18 protein-coding genes are annotated in these 16,127 nt (G+C 36.9%); 15 read left to right on the top strand and 3 right to left on the bottom strand.

Annotated elements, in window-relative coordinates:
* The 13 genes from OPU68_RS09735 to OPU68_RS09795 all read left to right on the top strand — a co-directional run bounded on the left by OPU68_RS09735 (position 1) and on the right by OPU68_RS09795 (position 12,199).
* Positions 1-1,479, top strand: a complete 1,479-nt coding sequence (locus OPU68_RS09735) for a lipopolysaccharide biosynthesis protein (protein ID WP_498473789.1) — start codon at positions 1-3, stop codon at positions 1,477-1,479.
* A gap of 371 nt (positions 1,480-1,850) precedes the next feature.
* The gene (gene glgB, locus OPU68_RS09740) at positions 1,851-3,803 is read left to right on the top strand and encodes a 1,4-alpha-glucan branching protein GlgB (protein WP_498473790.1); all 1,953 of its coding nucleotides are present in this window, start codon (positions 1,851-1,853) and stop codon (positions 3,801-3,803) included.
* A gap of 14 nt (positions 3,804-3,817) precedes the next feature.
* Positions 3,818-5,224 carry a glycogen synthase gene (locus OPU68_RS09745; RefSeq protein WP_498473791.1) on the top strand — a complete coding sequence of 469 codons (1,407 nt, stop codon included), beginning with the start codon at positions 3,818-3,820 and terminating at the stop codon, positions 5,222-5,224.
* A gap of 88 nt (positions 5,225-5,312) precedes the next feature.
* Entirely contained in the window at positions 5,313-6,581 is a 1,269-nt protein-coding gene (locus OPU68_RS09750; RefSeq protein ID WP_498473792.1) for a glucose-1-phosphate adenylyltransferase, read from the top strand.
* Between the two features lie 96 nt (positions 6,582-6,677).
* Positions 6,678-7,439: a DUF3108 domain-containing protein gene (locus OPU68_RS09755; protein WP_498473793.1), complete on the top strand. Its 762-nt coding sequence runs from the start codon at positions 6,678-6,680 to the stop codon at positions 7,437-7,439.
* 111 nt (positions 7,440-7,550) lie between these two features.
* On the top strand, positions 7,551-7,964 hold the full coding sequence (locus OPU68_RS09760; protein ID WP_498473794.1) for an SRPBCC domain-containing protein: 414 nt from the start codon (positions 7,551-7,553) through the stop codon (positions 7,962-7,964).
* A 67-nt stretch (positions 7,965-8,031) separates the two neighbouring features.
* The gene (locus OPU68_RS09765; RefSeq protein ID WP_498473795.1) at positions 8,032-8,883 is read left to right on the top strand and encodes a VOC family protein; all 852 of its coding nucleotides are present in this window, start codon (positions 8,032-8,034) and stop codon (positions 8,881-8,883) included.
* Between the two features lie 10 nt (positions 8,884-8,893).
* Positions 8,894-9,337: an SRPBCC family protein gene (locus OPU68_RS09770; protein ID WP_498473796.1), complete on the top strand. Its 444-nt coding sequence runs from the start codon at positions 8,894-8,896 to the stop codon at positions 9,335-9,337.
* An 8-nt stretch (positions 9,338-9,345) separates the two neighbouring features.
* The gene (locus OPU68_RS09775; protein WP_498473797.1) at positions 9,346-9,873 is read left to right on the top strand and encodes a DinB family protein; all 528 of its coding nucleotides are present in this window, start codon (positions 9,346-9,348) and stop codon (positions 9,871-9,873) included.
* Complete coding sequence (locus OPU68_RS09780; protein WP_498473798.1) at positions 9,873-10,649, top strand: alpha/beta fold hydrolase; 777 nt, start codon at positions 9,873-9,875, stop codon at positions 10,647-10,649. Before OPU68_RS09775 ends, OPU68_RS09780 begins: the two co-directional genes overlap by 1 nt.
* A gap of 24 nt (positions 10,650-10,673) precedes the next feature.
* Positions 10,674-11,120 carry a VOC family protein gene (locus OPU68_RS09785; protein ID WP_498473799.1) on the top strand — a complete coding sequence of 149 codons (447 nt, stop codon included), beginning with the start codon at positions 10,674-10,676 and terminating at the stop codon, positions 11,118-11,120.
* Between the two features lie 189 nt (positions 11,121-11,309).
* On the top strand, positions 11,310-11,747 hold the full coding sequence (locus OPU68_RS09790) for a VOC family protein (protein WP_498473800.1): 438 nt from the start codon (positions 11,310-11,312) through the stop codon (positions 11,745-11,747).
* Positions 11,748-11,755: 8 nt separating this feature from the next.
* Positions 11,756-12,199: an SRPBCC domain-containing protein gene (locus OPU68_RS09795; protein ID WP_498473801.1), complete on the top strand. Its 444-nt coding sequence runs from the start codon at positions 11,756-11,758 to the stop codon at positions 12,197-12,199.
* A gap of 51 nt (positions 12,200-12,250) precedes the next feature.
* On the opposite strand, the gene OPU68_RS09800 is transcribed toward OPU68_RS09795, so the two are convergent.
* Complete coding sequence (locus tag OPU68_RS09800) at positions 12,251-12,811, bottom strand: hypothetical protein (RefSeq protein ID WP_498473802.1); 561 nt, start codon at positions 12,809-12,811, stop codon at positions 12,251-12,253.
* A gap of 299 nt (positions 12,812-13,110) precedes the next feature.
* On the opposite strand from OPU68_RS09800, the gene OPU68_RS09805 reads away from it, so the two are divergent.
* Positions 13,111-13,356 (top strand): hypothetical protein, encoded by a 246-nt coding sequence (locus tag OPU68_RS09805; RefSeq protein WP_498473803.1) that lies wholly within the window; start codon positions 13,111-13,113, stop codon positions 13,354-13,356.
* A gap of 92 nt (positions 13,357-13,448) precedes the next feature.
* The gene (locus tag OPU68_RS09810) at positions 13,449-14,093 is read left to right on the top strand and encodes a DnaJ domain-containing protein (protein ID WP_498473804.1); all 645 of its coding nucleotides are present in this window, start codon (positions 13,449-13,451) and stop codon (positions 14,091-14,093) included.
* A gap of 201 nt (positions 14,094-14,294) precedes the next feature.
* Here the strand turns inward: OPU68_RS09810 and OPU68_RS09815 are convergent, their stop codons facing one another.
* A complete protein-coding gene (locus tag OPU68_RS09815; protein ID WP_498473805.1) occupies positions 14,295-14,957 on the bottom strand; it encodes a GDSL-type esterase/lipase family protein in 663 nt (220 codons plus the stop codon).
* Positions 14,958-15,042: 85 nt separating this feature from the next.
* Positions 15,043-16,107: an endonuclease gene (locus OPU68_RS09820; RefSeq protein WP_498473806.1), complete on the bottom strand. Its 1,065-nt coding sequence runs from the start codon at positions 16,105-16,107 to the stop codon at positions 15,043-15,045.
* Between the last annotated feature and the right edge of the window lie 20 nt (positions 16,108-16,127).

Below are 16,127 nucleotides of genomic sequence, written 5' to 3' on the forward strand. Positions count from 1 at the left end.
ATGAGTGTCGTTGCAAGGCAAGGAATAAAATATTCGATTATTGGTTATCTCGGCTTTTTGCTGGGAACTTTTGCGTCTGTTTTTATTTTCCCTTACGATATGGAGTTTTACGGAAAGCTCCGTTATATCTTGCCGACAGCAGAGATTTTGGTTCCGATTGTAGTTTTTGGATTGAGCTTTTCCAATGTCAAATTTTTCTCAAAAGTAAAAGAAGATGGCAAACATCATAATATGTTGTCGTTGTCGTTGCTGGCGATTTGTATTAATTTTTTGATATTTCTTGGCGGATATTTCCTCATCAATTATCTTTTTCCCGACCTTCAAAAATCCAAGCTTTGGGAAATGAAACGCCTGATTCTTCCTTTGGTTTTGGTATTAGCGTTGTCATCGGTTTTTAATAAATTTTTGACCAATTATAACAGAATCGTTGTACCGAATATCTTTGAAAATTTCATTCCGAAGATTGCAAACATCGGAGCGTTCTGTCTGTTTTTCTTTGTGGGATTTGGAGAGAAAACCGCTTATGGATTTTTCTTTTTGATGTTCCTCATGTCGCTTTTAGGCTATGGATTTTACACCAACCGACTGGAGAGAATCAGACCGGATTTTGATCTCAATTATTTCAAAAAAGACAATTTCTACCGAGAAATATTAACTTACAGTTTGTTCGGATTTCTAGGGAATATAGGAAATTACATCGCCATTAATATTGATAATCTGATGATCGGCGAATTTATCAGTTTTGAAGAAAACGGGATTTACAGTAATATTTATTCTATTATTTCTCTGATAACCGTTCCGCAAATGGGATTGTTCAATCTTTCTGCACCGATTATTAATAAAGTTATGGCATCCGGAGATTATGATGAGTTGGACAGGTTTCATAAAAAAATGTCACTTAGTTTGTTTTTCCTGGGCTTGGTTCTGTTTTGTTGCATTGTTGTAGGATTCCCGTATTTGGCAGATTTTATGAAGAATGGCGAAGATCTCCGTTCGTCAGAACCTGTTCTCTGGATTCTTGGTTTTGCCATGTTGTTCGATCTGGCGACAGGATTCAACGGACATATTATTTCATTGTCCAGATTTTATAAATTCAATATCGTTGTGATGCTTATCTTAGCAGTTCTTACCATAAGTCTCAACATGATTTTCCTGAAATATACAGATATGGGAATTCTCGGAATTGCCGTTGCTTACGCTATTTCCTTGTCTTTATTCAATATCATCAAAATAACTTTCAATTACATCAAGTTCAAGGTTTTCCCATTAGGAATAGAGATGATTTATGCACTGATTTTAGGGTTTTTATCGATCAATGTGGCGATACTTTTACCGGATTTTAAACTCAATATTCTGAATCTTTTCTACAAACCAACTGTCGTTCTAATCTTGCTTTTCATTGGGAATCATTTCCTGAAGATCTATCCGCTGGACAAATTTCTCAACAAAACGTTCATCAGAAGTCTGTTCAGGTTCTAAATAATTTGGGCGTGCCCCTTTTCTGCTATCAAGCTTAGACTTTTAAAGGATATTTTCAGACAGCAGAAAACGGTCGCGCTGTCCGTTGCAATCTTTTTGTCCGGGAAGTTTTCCATCAGTTAGAACATTAGACCAGGACAAAAAGGATTTCCACTACCATCGCTCACGCGCTGACGCTTCTTTCAACGTTTGTCGTTCTTTGAGAGAATAAGAAAAATCATTAATATTTAACACCAAACCAATTCTTTTTATTAATAAATCTTTAACAAAATGTTTTTTGTTATGTAACGATTAATATTGCTATCTTGGTAAAGGTATTATAATTGATAAGAGATCGTCATTTATAATTTATCATTCATAATTTATCATCTATGACCGTCACGCCTTATTCTCTATTTTCCGACTTCGATATTTATCTTTTCCGCTCGGGAAAACACACCAGGCTTTACGAAAAGTTTGGTTCTCACAAAGTTGAAGTGGATGGCGTTTCCGGTGTTTATTTTTCAGTTTGGGCTCCTACTGCAACAGAGGTTTCCGTGATTGGGAATTTCAACCAATGGAATTCATTTTCACACAAGTTGGCAGGAAGATGGGATCAGTCTGGGATTTGGGAAGGTTTTATTCCCGGTCTTGATTTAGGGGAAGTTTACAAATACGGTATCCGGACAAATACCGGTGTATTATTGGAAAAGGCAGATCCTTATGCACTTTGTTTTGAAGATGCATTACAGGCAGGATCAATAGTTTGCACAACTTGGTATGAATGGCAGGATGAGGATTGGATGAAAAACCGCTCCAAGTACAACAGCCTGGAATCTCCAATGTCCGTTTACGAAGTACATCTTGGCTCATGGATGCGAGATCCGGGAAATCCCGAAAGATATTTGAGTTACGGCGAAATCGCGGATAAATTAGTTCCATATCTAAAAGCTATGAATTTTACACACGTAGAATTTATGCCCGTGATGGAATATCCTTACGATCCAAGCTGGGGTTATCAGATCACCGGATTCTATGCGGCTACAAACAGATTTGGTTCTCCGCAGGAATTGATGTATCTCATTTCCGAACTTCATAAAAATAATATCGGCGTTTTTCTGGATTGGGTGCCTTCCCATTTTCCGGGCGATGCGAATGGTTTACACTTTTTTGATGGTTCATTTTTATACGAACATGAAGATCCGAGAAAAGGTTTTCATCCGGATTGGAAGTCTTATATTTTCAATTATGGAAGACCGGAAGTCAAATCTTTTTTAATATCAAATGCTATTTTTTGGCTGGATCGTTATCACGCCGATGGACTTCGGGTAGACGCTGTAACATCTATGCTTCATCTCGATTATTCCAGAAACGAAGGCGAATGGGAACCGAATATCTATGGGACAAACGTCAATCTGGAAGCAAAAGAATTTCTACAGGATTTTAATATTGCTGTTTACGGCGAATTTCCGGATGTGCAGACCATTGCAGAAGAAAGCTCTGACTTTCCAAGACTCACAAAACCTGTCCATGAAGACGGAATTGGTTTCGGAATGAAATGGATGATGGGCTGGATGCACGATACTCTGGATTATTTTAAAGAAGATCCAATTGCCAGAAAATACCATCATAATAAAATAACTTTTACCAGCGTGTACATGTATAATGAGAATTATATGATGCCGCTGTCCCACGATGAAGTGGTTCACGGAAAAAGCAGTCTGATTTACAAAATGCCAGGCGACGAATGGCAGAAGTTTGCTAATCTCCGTGCTATGTATGTCTATATGTTTACAAATCCGGGAGCAAAATTACTGTTTATGGGTGACGAAATTGCCCAAACCAACGAATGGAATTTCACAACGTCTCTCGATTGGCATCTGCTGGAATATCCGATTCATAAAAACCTTCAGGAGTTTGTGAGAGATCTTAATTTGCTTTACAAATCAAACCCTGCTTTGTATGAGCAACAGTTTTCTCCAAACGGTTATGAATGGATCAACGCAGACGATACGGATAATTCGATTTTTATCTACTTAAGAAAAAGTAAAGAAGAGAAAGAGGTTCTAATGACAGTACTTAATCTTACGCCAAATAGTTTTGACTACAGAATTGGTGTTGAAAAAGATACGAAATGGGAAGTAATCCTTAATTCTGATGATCCAAAATACAGCGGAAGCGGAGTAGAAGCTGTCATCTCTCAACAGTTGGATGAAGGTTGGGATAACCGCGAAAATTCGATCATTGTAAGGTTACCACCTTTATCTGGTTTGGTTTTGAAACAAAGTAAAATTGTAAAACCAAAACCCGCAACCAAAGATGTTATTAAAAGAAAAAATAAATAATCAAGAAGATTAATATGAAAATATTTCATCTATCTATGGAATGTTATCCTGTTGCAAAAGTCGGTGGACTGGCAGATGTGGTAGGAGCTTTGCCAAAATATCAGAATCAAATGGGTTTGGATGCCAGCGTCATAATGCCCTGGTACAACAAGCCGTTTTTCTATAATCACGACTTCGAAGTTGTGTTTGATGGTTTTATCCATCAGTCATTTCATATGTATCAGGTTCAGGTTTTCAAAGAGAAAAGTAATGCATTGGGTTTTGACCTTTATCTGGTTAAAATTCCGGGATTGCTGGATCGTGAAAGTGTATATGGCTATTGGGACGAGAGTCAGCAGTTTATTGCCTTTCAGCACGGTGTTTTGCATTGGCTGAGTGCGATGCAGATTCGGCCTGATGTTTTTCATTGCCATGATTATCATACCGGTTTGGTTCCTTTTATGATTGATAATTGTTATGAGTTTAGCTTTCTCAAAGGCGTGAAAACCATCGGAACTATTCATAACGGAGAATATCAGGGAAGTATGGATTGGAAAATGTCCAGTTTTCTCCCACATTTTGACGGCTGGAAATCCGGGCTTCTTGATTGGAACGGACGAATCAATCCTATGGCAGCGATGATCAAAACTTCAAATGCTTTCAACGCGGTTTCCGGTGGTTATCTTGAGGAATTATTTTACAGCTTTCAAGGCTTGGAACCGTTAATGAATCAGGAGCGTCAAAAAGCTTTCGGAATTATCAACGGAATTGATACCGAAGTCTGGGATCCGCAAACCGACGATATGCTGAAATTTAATTATAACAAAGATTACGCAGAAGAAGGCAAATGGGAAAACAAAAAAGTAATCTGTGCAGAATACGGACTCAATCCTAATCTTCCGCTTTTTGGATTCATTGGCAGATTTGCTGGTGAAAAAGGTGCAGATCTTCTGCCGGAAATTGTAGAGAGAAGCATTCAGGAAACCAATGGCGCTTTGAACATTATCGTTTTAGGTTCAGGAAATCAGGAAATTGAAAATAAACTGAAAGAATTGCAACATAAATTTAATGTCAATTTTGCAATTGATTTGGGTTATAAAGAATATCTTTCGCATCAGATTTATGCGTCATCAGATTTCCTGTTGATGCCAAGCAGAGTAGAGCCTTGCGGACTCAACCAAATGTATTCTATGAGATACGGAACTATTCCAATTGTAAGATATACAGGCGGTTTGCGGGATACAGTTCAGGATATTTCAACTGGTGGAAGTGGACTTAATTTCACAAATGCAGGTGCGGAAGATGCAGCTCACGCCATCAAAAGAGCTTTGCATATTTACAGCCAGAAAGATCTGATGAAAGGATTAATATATAATAATATGTCATTCGATTTCTCTTGGGAAAAGTCAGCAAAGAATTATGAAAATCTTTATAATTATTAATAAATTTCTATTCACATTGGCTTAATATTGGTAAAGAATCATTAACTTTAATAAAATAACAAAATCATAAAATAACCGAAACGCATTTATGAAAGAAAGTGTAATCTCCATTGTTTTAGGAGGCGGAAGAGGTAGCAGACTATTCCCATTGACCAATACAAGATCAAAACCGGCAGTTCCGATTGCAGGAAAATACCGCTTGGTAGATATTCCAATTTCAAATTGTCTTAACTCTGGACTGAATAGAATCTTGGTTCTAACTCAGTTCAACTCGGCATCACTTAACTCCCATATCAAAAATTCTTATCACTTTGATATTTTCAGCAAAGGATTCGTAGATATTTTGGCAGCAGAGCAGAATGTTGAAAACGAAAATTGGTATCAGGGAACCGCAGATGCTGTCCGCCAGACGATGAAGCATCTGGAAAAATACGAATACGAGTATATCTTGATTCTTTCGGGAGACCAGCTTTACCAGATGGATTTCAAGGAAATGATCAATTTCCATAAGAAAAATGGGGGCGACATCACCATTGCAACCATTCCGGTGAATGCAAAAGATGCAACAGGATTCGGAATTATGAAAGCCGATGAAGACAGCAACATCACTTCCTTTACAGAAAAGCCTAACTATGATGTCTTAAACGATTGGAAATCTGAGGTTAGCGACGAAAGCCGATCCCAAGGGAAAGAATATCTGGCTTCTATGGGAATCTATGTTTTCAGTAAGAATGTTCTTAGAAAATTATTTGATGAGCACGAGGGCGATGATTTCGGGAAAGATTTCATTCCTGCTGCTATCGGAAACTACAGTGTTTTGAGTTACCAATACGATGGCTACTGGACGGATATTGGTACAATAGAATCTTTCTACGAAGCCAATTTGGATCTTGCTCAGGATTTACCACAATTCAATTTGTTTAGCTCAAATCCAATTTATACCAGAGCAAGGATGCTTCCTCCTTCAAAAATAAATGGCTCTTATGTGAGCAAAACAATCATTGGAGACGGTTGTATTATTTTGGCGGATAAAATAGAAAACTGCATTATCGGAAACAGAACCAGAATCGATCGTGGTTCTACGATTGTCAATTCTTATGTGATGGGAGCAGATTATTATCAGACGGCTCAGCAAGTTGCTCAGAACGAAGCAGATGGAATTACAAGTATGGGAATTGGAAAATATTGTTACATTGATAAAGCTATTCTTGACAAAAACTGCTACATCGGAAATAATGTGAGAATCATTGGTGGAAAACACCATCCGGATGGCGATTATGATACACATTCTGTAAAAGAAGGAATTGTAGTTGTGAAGAAAAATGCAGTCATACCAGACGGAACGAATATTATGTAATATTAATATATATTTACAAAACCCTTCTTTGCGAAGGGTTTTGTTTTTTTAATTTTGGCAAATAATTTGTCATTACATATTTACAAACAACAATTAATGAAGAATATTTTTTTATTAGTCGGGATTTTTATCTTTTCTGCGCTTTCGGCTCAGTTTGATAATATCAATGCAGGAGAAACAATAAGCTTTAGAATCCATTACGGATTTATTACAGCTGGTAATGCAACTTTGTCCACAACCAAAACTTCGTACAACGGTCAGCCGGCTTTCTATGTCAGAGGTGTTGGTAAAACCAGTGGTGCCGCGAAGGCATTTTTTAAGGTTGAAGATGTTTATGAAAGCTACATCAGCGCGAAGCAGGAGCCGCTTTTTTATGTGCGAAATGTCTCCGAGGGAAGTTATACTCAGCATCTGCAAAGTACATTTAATACCAACAACAACACATTGGTTTTAGTTGATAAAAAACATACTGACAGACCTGCAAAAACGGTCAAAGTTCCCAATGATGTACAGGATATATTGTCGTGTTTCTATTATTTGAGAAGTGCTGATAATTTAAAAGTTGGAAATGTGTTGAAAATGAGCGTCTGGATTGATGATGAATTATTCCCATTTCAATTAAGAGTAGTGGGAACCGAGAAAATTTCTACAAAATTTGGTAAGGTTAATTGCCTCAAAATTATTCCTTCGGTAGTAAGTGGTAGGGTTTTTAAAGATAAGGAAGGCGTCACGATGTGGGTCACAAATGATCAAAATCGCGTTCCGGTCCTGATAAAAGCAGAACTCGCAGTTGGGTCACTCAAAGCAAGTATAGACAATTATACCAATGTCAAGTATCCGATAAAATTTGAAAAATAAATCAACTGAAAATCACTCTTTTAAGAGTGATTTTTTGTTTCAAATAAAGATATTGCCTTATGGCAAGTTGCAGTTTCCGGAAGAATTTTAACTTTGAAATAAATCATAAGTATGAAACAAGTTACAATACAAACAGAAATTAACAAACCAATCAATCAAGTGTGGGATTTTTTTAATAATCCCAAACACATCGTCAATTGGAACTTTGCACACGAAAGCTGGGAATGTCCTTCGGCTAGTAATGATTTGAAAGTCGGTGGTAAATTAGACGTAAGAATGCAGGCAAGAGACGGAAGTTTCGGTTTTGATTTGATAGGCATTTACGATGATGTTATAGAAAATAAACTTATTAAATATCATTTCGAAGATGACAGAAACATCGAAGTGATCTTTGAAAAATTATCGGATGATAAAACCAAAGTCACAGAAAACTTCGATCCTGAAAATCAAAATCCGGTTGAGTTTCAAAAAGACGGTTGGCAGGCTATTTTGGATAATTTCAAAAAATATTCTGAAAGTCTTTAACAAAGATTATTGATTAAGGAATTTCATTTAATCTAAAATCTAAAGTCTAATTTCTAATATTCCAATTATGAACAACGATATTTTTCCCTGCATTTGGTTCAACCAAAATGGGAGCGAGGCTGCTAAATTTTACACATCAATTTTCAAAAATTCAAAGATAACGATTGATACTTCAATGGTTATTAATCTAGAAATTGAAGGTCAAAAATTAATGTTTCTGAGTGTAGGTCCACAATTCAGACCAAATCAAACATTGTCTCTAATGATGATGTGCGATTCTCACGAGGAAGTGGAGAATCACTACCAAAAGCTTTCCGAAAATGGAAAAGTAATGATGGAACTGAACACTTACCCCTGGAGCGAAAAATATGCCTGGGTGGAAGATCAGTACGGAATCTCATGGCAACTATATTACGCTTCGGAAAAAGCCAAACAGAAATTTTCTCCTACAATGATGTTCACTGGAACCAATGCCGGAAAATGCAGAGAAGCAATCAGTTTTTATACAGATATCTTTCCAAATTCCAATGTTGAAGGCATTATGGATTATCCCGAAGGTCAAGGCGAACCAGCAGGAAATATTGCCCATTCACAGTTTCAAATCAATCATTATACGATGATGGCGATGGACAGTTCTCACGATCATAAAGTTCAGTTTTCGGAAGGAACCTCAATGGTTGTTATGACCAATTCTCAGGAAGAAACTGATTATTACTGGAACAAATTGACAGAAGGCGGCGAAGAAAGTATGTGCGGGTGGCTGAAGGATCAATATGGATTCAGCTGGCAGATCACACCGAAACGGCTGATCGAATTAACAAATAATGACAATCCCGAAGTTTCTAAAAAAGCATTCGATGCTATGTTGAAAATGAAAAAAATCATCATCAAAGATATTGAAGATGCCGTAAATTCTTAAAATTAAAGTTATGGAAACATTAAAGTATCAAACAGAAATTAATGCATCTGCAGAAAAAGTCTGGGATGTTTTGTGGAATAAAAATACTTATTCCAAATGGACTTACTTTTTCAGTCCGGATTCTAATATGGTAACCGATTGGCAAGTTGGTGGGAAAACTTATTTTACCGATGGCAGCAAAAAGAATGGAATGGTAAGTACAATCGACAAAATCGAAGAAAATAAACAACTGGTATTCAAGCATTTGGGTGAAATGGTCAATGGCGTTGAAGACACAGAGAGTGAAAAAGTAAAAGCCTGGAACGGTAGTTTGGAAGGGTACTATCTTGAAGAAAAGGACGGAAAAACAACTTTGAAAATTGAAGTAGATTCTAATGAGGAATTCAAAGATATGTTTGACAATGGCTTCAAAAAAGGCTTGGAGATCATCAAAGAATTATCAGAAAAAAATTAAAAATACAAATGATGGACAAACCAAAATCAAGCAAGATGGATATTATCATTCCTGCATTTCGTGGTCATTCTCAAAACTTCTTACTGGTTTTAGATGGCATTTCAGAAGATGATGCCAAGAAAAGAATCGAAGGAAAAACAAATCATATTGTTTGGATGGCTGGTAATTTTCTGGACATGCGTTATGCACTAGGAAATGTCCTCGGATTGGATGAGAAAAATCCCCAAGGCGAGTTATTCTTTCAGGGAAAAGCGTTGGACGAGAATTTCGTTTATCCGACTCTGGAAGAACTAAAAGATAGTTTTCACAAAATTTCGCCTTTAGTTTATCAAAAACTTCTGGAAACTTCTGATGAAGAATTAGACAAAGCCTTTCCAATGGGAATGAACATCGATTTCTTTCCGGAAAACGTTCTCAATTTCGTAGGAATGTGTATCGGAAGAGAAGATTACCTCTGCGGACAGATCGGATTGATGAGAAGAATTCTCGGTTACGAAGGAATGAAATACGACTTCGACAACAATATGAAATATTAATGAAAACAAATTCAAAAGGCTTCAAAAATGCAAACGGAATCAAACTTTACTATGAAATATATGGCGAAGGAAAACCCTTGGTTTTGATTCACGGAGGCGGTTCTTCCGGCTTTTTTGACTTCGAAGAAACGATTAAAAGAATGTCTGATGATTTCAAATTGATTCTCATCGATCTTCAAAATCACGGACGATCCGAGCACCGCGACATTCCGGAAACTTTCGATCAGGATGCAAGCGACATTATGGTTGTTTTGGATCAATTAAATATTGACAAAGCCATGTTTTTTGGCTCTAGCAACGGCGCTACAACTGCGATGAAAATTGCCCATCAATTTCCGGAAAGGGTAGAAAAATTAATTTTTGCTTCCGGCAATACCAGTAAAAATGGACTCATTGATGGATTCTTTGACAATATGCTGGCTTCAACTGTAAATGATATGCCTGAATATCTGAAGTCAAATTTTCTAAAACTAAATCCTGATCTGGAAAAATTTCAGAATATGTTTGAAAAAGACAGTCAGAGAATGGTTCATTTCCAAGATTTTGAAGACGGTATTTTAGAGAATATCAATAGTCCGGTCTTCCTCATTGCCGGCGACAGAGATATCGTAAAAGCAGAACATTTTGTAGAGATGAATCACAAAATTCCAGATTCCCGACTGATGATTCTGCCTGCAACACACGGCAATTATCTGATAGCGGACGAAAACGGAAAAACAGAGACCGAACTTATAGATTTTACAATCAATCAAATCAAAAATTTTTTAACTTCATAAACCAAACTATAAAACAACAAAACTATGGCAACAGTAAACCCTTACCTTACTTTTCACGGACAGTGCGAAGAAGCTTTTAAATTTTATGAATCCGCATTTGGCACCAAAGTTCCTTTCTGGGGAAGATTTGGTGAGATGCCACCGATGGAAGGAATGCCACCATTGGCAGATGAATACAAAAACCAAATTATGCACGTTTCACTTCCGATTTCCAAGGAAACAACTCTGATGGGCAGCGATTCACTTCTAGGAATGGGTGAATACAAAAACGGAAATGACTTTTCGGTTTCCATCAACACCGATTCCAGAGAAGAAGCTTTGGATCTTTTCACAAAACTTTCCGAAGGCGGCAAAGTGACCATGGAACTCCAGGATACATTTTGGGGCGCTTATTTCGGGATGTGGGAAGACAAATTCGGAATCCAGTGGATGGTAAATTATGACGATCCGGCGAAGGCTCAGGCGCATTAAAATTATTTGGGCAACTTTTCCGCCTTTCACTCCCAAACCTAACGAAGTGGTTCGACGAAGTCAATCTTTTTTGCAGACGATTTCAGTTTAAATAGAAGTCGAATACCCGCAAAAAAGGATTTCCGTTCAAGTCGGGCTGCAGCAATTCAGCGTTAATAAGTTTCAAAACAAACATCTAAAAACATAAAAATGCCAAAATTAAATTCATATCTCAATTTTGATGGAAAGGCTGAAGAAGCTTTTACATTTTACCAATCTGTTTTCGGCGGAGAATTCGTCGGCGGCGTGATGAAAATGGGAAATGCACCTGGAACAGAAACCCTTTCCGAAGATGAGAAAAACCGTGTGATGCACATCGCCTTACCAATCGGAAAAGATTTGCTAATGGCGTCTGACATAGTTCCGTCTATGGGACACAAACTAAATCAGGGAAACGGAAATTACATTTCAATATTTCCGGAAAGTAGGGAAGAAGCGGACAGAATTTTTAACGCCTTATCAGCAGACGGCGAAATAGAGATGCCTATGGAAGACCAATTCTGGGGCGACTATTTCGGAAGTTTCAAAGATAAATTTGGAGTTTGCTGGATGATCAATTTCAGTAAAGATTCCGGTTACGAAGGATAAAATTATTTATGGAAAAACTAACGGCAAAAGCAACTATCGGAATTCAGAAACCAGTTTCTGAAATTTTTGAAGCCATTGTGAATCCGGAAATAATGCAGAATTATTTCATTTCCAAAGGTTCCGGAAAAATGGAAGCTGATAAAGAAATTTTCTGGTCTTTCCCTGAGTTCGAAGGTTCTTATCCTTTAACAACAAAAGAAATAATACTGAATGAAAAGATTGTTTTTGTCTGGGACCCAAAATCTGTGGTCACGATAGAATTACAGAAAATTTCCGAAGATGAAACGGTTGTAAAGGTGTCCGAAGAAGGTCACGAGATGGATGAGAAAGGCGTCAAATGGGCAATAGGACAAACCGAAGGCTGGGCGAATTTTCTCTCTTGTATGAAAGCCTGGCTGGAATACGGCATCCATCTGCGGAAAGGTGCTTTCGACTTTATGAAAACGAACTAGAAAAAAAGCTTTGCGATTGCAAAACTTTTTGGTTTTTGTATGGAGTTAATTTTACATTTTCCACAGACTCCATTTTGATTTGATGGCTGAAGGATTTATAGCTTTCAGCTTTTCATAAAAGAGGAGGAAATTCTTGTTCCAGATGGTATAATTATTTGCGAACTTGAAAATTAATTCTTCTTCTTTATGATTGATTTTGACTTGCCAGATTGTGCTGTTATTAATTCTGATGGAAGTTCTGCTTAGTTCTGTAATGCTATTCAGATTAAATTTCGCAGTTTCGTTATTACCATTTACAACATAAAAATTTTCATCATCAAAATAAAACTCATCGTCTGAAATTATTTTCTTTTCGAGACCAAACAAAAAGGGTTTTTGCGAAATCTTATTGAGATTTTCAACATTTGAGTTGATGTATTCTAAGTTATAATTTTTAGGTTTCGAACCAACAATGTATTTTTTATAAACCTCGAATACGATTAAGATTCCGAATCCTAAACCTGAAATAACAATTGCCAAAATAAAAAATGTTTCCATTTCAGACAATGTAAAAACAATTGCGATGAGAAGTACAGCGTAGATTATTATATAAATTATAATTCTTTTAATCATAAAAAAGGTTTTGATTTTTGTTATTTAAGCTATCGGCTAAAAATTTCAGTACCAAATTTACATAAAACTTAAATGGTAATTGATTGACAAAAGTTCAATCCTGCGAAACGCGTCCCGGCTAGAACGGAGCTCTTTTTCTATTATTGCGATTGACAAAAGTTTCAACAGATTGTTTCACTTCCCTCGCAATGGCAGAAAAAAGCGGGAGTGAAAGACGGAGAAAGGCGCCCAAAAAATTATTTTAAAGTAAACAAAGTCACATTGCGTCTTCCTAAATGTAAAACGTAAAATTTAAAATAATGAAAAAAGGAATTTTAGCGATCGCAGGTTTAGCCGCCATCGCCATCATCGCAAAAAAAGCACAGAAAACAAAAGAATTCGTAAAAGGAATTTTTGACGAATATGATGTGAAAGAAAGAACACCATTCGGATTCGCAGACAGAATCAGAACGATGAATGACGAAGAGTACAACTCGCTGAAAGAGAAAGTGAGAACGCAATTCGGAAGAGGATGCTGCCAGCGCAGAACTGCGGAAGCGGAGTAATTTTCAAGAAATTAAATTAAATTGTTAGAAAAAACGGGAAGTTATGCTTTCCGTTTTTGTTTTTGAACGGGCGAAATCGTTAAATTTGTTTTGTGAAGGATTATTATTACTTTCTCGGGATTCCTCAAAATGCTTCTGCGGAAGACATCAAAAAAGCCTATCGGAAATTGTCTTTGAAGTACCATCCGGACAAGAATGAGAACGATGACTATTTCTCCGACCGTTTCAAGGAAGTGAAGGAAGCATACGAAATGCTCACAAATCCTGAGAGAAAAAGGATCTACGACCAGAATCTTGGCAGCCAGCAACGGAATGTCAAAAGTATTTTGCCTCCGAAAATCAAGAACTTCTCGGCGAGTAAAATTCGTGCTCAAAAGGATGAAGAGATCACGATCTATTGGAATACTTACGATGCGGATCTTGTAAAAATTGTTCCTTTCGGATTGGAAAAACCGAATGGAGAACGAACAATTAGAATTAAAGAATTCGATTCTCAGGGAAAATTTCAAATCTTGCTCCACGCGACGAACACGATTCTTCACAAAACAATTGTTCAGGGAATTACAATTACAGAATTGGCAGAGAATGAATCCCTTTCTGACCAGAAAGATTCACTGAATAATCCTTCTGAAACTTTCCAAAAACCACAAAAAAAAGAAACCAAATCCAAAAGACTGGTTTCCTTAATAATATTTTTAGCATTAGCCCTTATGATTGTATGGCTGATGTTTAACTGATTTTTTCGCGGCCAGGACATTTTTTGCAACGTTTTCCTTTTTTGAATTTCTTACAGCAATTTTTTTTGCCGCAATACATTTCTTCTGTATTTCCAAATGCTGGTGCGAGAGGTGCAATTCTAAATGCGATAACTGGCTGATTCATATCGCAAATATATAGTAATTTAGACTAATTACAAATAGAAACTGAAATAAATCATATTATTTTAAATACGGCGCCATTACTTTTGTCCAAAGCTGATAGCCTTCCAATTTCATGTGGAGCATATCATCCAGGAAAATATCAGTTCTTACTTTACCATTGGCATCGTTCATCACTTTTGTAATGTCAATATAATCGGTTCTTTTTTGAGTTTTAAGATAAGATTCGATCATTTGATTGACTTCTTTTACAACTGGCCAGAACTTCTCACGGCTTGGAGAATATTTAATCGAAACATAGGCAACTGGAACTTTCGGATATTTGGCTCTAATCTTTCCAAAGAATGTTTTGAACCGTTCAAAAACTTCAGCTGCTGTTGGATTATCCATCGCAACATCATTCTCTCCGCAGTAGATGATGATCTGTTTTGGTTTGTAGGGATTTAGTAATTCGTGTGCATAATTATTGAGATCCAATAATCTGGATCCGCCAAATGCACGATTCACGATTGTCTTTCCGGGGAAATAATCATTCACGTCTGTCCATTTTGTAAAAGAAGAACTTCCAACTAAGAGGATTGGTTTCTTAGGAATTCCGTTTTGCTGATCTAGTTTTTTGAATTCCTGAATCTCTTTCCAATATGGTTTGTCCTGACCAAAGAATAGGAGTGAGTTCAGAATAAATGCAAAGAATAAAAATTTGAATAATCGATGATGTCTCATTATATAAAAGTTTTGAGATTTCAAGGTACAAAAAAACAGTTGCCAATGACAACTGTTTTCTGAGTTTTATAATTTATTAAGACTATTAATCTACTATAAATTTCGTGTTCAATTCTCCGGTTTTCAGGATATAAATTCCTTTTGGTAAATTGTTTAAGGTGATTGTATTTCCGTTTTGGAAAGGATTTTCAATCGTCTGAACGTTTTGTCCAACCATATTGTAAATCATCGCTTTGTTGAATTTCTTCAAATCTTTGTCACCGGTTACTGCAATTACATTTCCTTTTACAGGATTTGGAGCAATCGTCAGGTTTTTAGAAAAAGAAGCATCATCTACTGCAAGCGGAGCAGCACCCCAGATTGCTGTGATCCATTCCGGATGATCGATGTAAGGATTTCTGTTTCCTTGGTAAGCATAAACAGCATTGTTTCTATCAATCTCTTTCTGAGAAATCGGATCCTGCTGATTCCATTTTAATAGCATTGCTAAAAAAGGTTCTGCAAAAACTTTGGTTTTGGAACCGTCATACATATCGTAAACAAAACTTTGAATGTTGTTTTCGTAACGAGTTGCGAAGTAGAAGTATATTCTAGCAATATCGCCTTTGAACTCGTTGATTGGTTCGAAAACTGTTCCACCGTAACCATTAAGCTTGCTTGAGCCTAACTTTGATCCGTTTTTAGAAGTCCAGCTCGCCGTACCAACTTCACCATAAGGCCAGTTGCTTCTTTTTCCATTCACATAACCGTCCGTCGGCAACAGGTGATGATAATCATTATGCATTGGTGTATTATCGTTGAAAGTAGATTTAGGAATGCTGTGCTCTCTGTTGTAGCAAGATGCTTCGCCACTGTAATTGCCGCATTGGTTGGTTCCTATCGTGTATTTGTAAGGATCTGCTCCTGTTGGATTTTCGGAATAAACATCCAAAACACTGTTATCATTCTCGTAATACTTGTCTCTGTCGGAAGTGGTAAAAACAGCCCAGTTGTAACCTTTGTCCTGATGACCACTTGTAATGATCTGGCTTACCTTAGTTTTTAGTGCAAAACCAGTAAGTCCGGTAGTTCCATTGTAGTAGCCTGTTGGGATCTGAGCCAGTCCTAAGCCAAAAAGACCTACAGACAGAAAAGAAATTATTTTTTTCATTAATTTTAATTAGGGCGGCT

Source organism: Chryseobacterium sp. TB1-D10, from assembly GCF_059803555.1.

Bases quoted from the DNA above. Each gene is read 5' to 3' on its own strand.
- OPU68_RS09735 (WP_498473789.1), top strand. From the start codon at position 1: ATGAGTGTCGTTGCAAGGCAAGGAATAAAATATTCGATTATTGGTTAT.
- glgB (WP_498473790.1), top strand. From the start codon at position 1,851: ATGACCGTCACGCCTTATTCTCTATTTTCCGACTTCGATATTTATCTT.
- OPU68_RS09745 (WP_498473791.1), top strand. From the start codon at position 3,818: ATGAAAATATTTCATCTATCTATGGAATGTTATCCTGTTGCAAAAGTC.
- OPU68_RS09750 (WP_498473792.1), top strand. From the start codon at position 5,313: ATGAAAGAAAGTGTAATCTCCATTGTTTTAGGAGGCGGAAGAGGTAGC.
- OPU68_RS09755 (WP_498473793.1), top strand. From the start codon at position 6,678: ATGAAGAATATTTTTTTATTAGTCGGGATTTTTATCTTTTCTGCGCTT.
- OPU68_RS09760 (WP_498473794.1), top strand. From the start codon at position 7,551: ATGAAACAAGTTACAATACAAACAGAAATTAACAAACCAATCAATCAA.
- OPU68_RS09765 (WP_498473795.1), top strand. From the start codon at position 8,032: ATGAACAACGATATTTTTCCCTGCATTTGGTTCAACCAAAATGGGAGC.
- OPU68_RS09770 (WP_498473796.1), top strand. From the start codon at position 8,894: ATGGAAACATTAAAGTATCAAACAGAAATTAATGCATCTGCAGAAAAA.
- OPU68_RS09775 (WP_498473797.1), top strand. From the start codon at position 9,346: ATGATGGACAAACCAAAATCAAGCAAGATGGATATTATCATTCCTGCA.
- OPU68_RS09780 (WP_498473798.1), top strand. From the start codon at position 9,873: ATGAAAACAAATTCAAAAGGCTTCAAAAATGCAAACGGAATCAAACTT.
- OPU68_RS09785 (WP_498473799.1), top strand. From the start codon at position 10,674: ATGGCAACAGTAAACCCTTACCTTACTTTTCACGGACAGTGCGAAGAA.
- OPU68_RS09790 (WP_498473800.1), top strand. From the start codon at position 11,310: ATGCCAAAATTAAATTCATATCTCAATTTTGATGGAAAGGCTGAAGAA.
- OPU68_RS09795 (WP_498473801.1), top strand. From the start codon at position 11,756: ATGGAAAAACTAACGGCAAAAGCAACTATCGGAATTCAGAAACCAGTT.
- OPU68_RS09800 (WP_498473802.1), bottom strand. From the start codon at position 12,811: ATGATTAAAAGAATTATAATTTATATAATAATCTACGCTGTACTTCTC.
- OPU68_RS09805 (WP_498473803.1), top strand. From the start codon at position 13,111: ATGAAAAAAGGAATTTTAGCGATCGCAGGTTTAGCCGCCATCGCCATC.
- OPU68_RS09815 (WP_498473805.1), bottom strand. From the start codon at position 14,957: ATGAGACATCATCGATTATTCAAATTTTTATTCTTTGCATTTATTCTG.
- OPU68_RS09820 (WP_498473806.1), bottom strand. From the start codon at position 16,107: ATGAAAAAAATAATTTCTTTTCTGTCTGTAGGTCTTTTTGGCTTAGGA.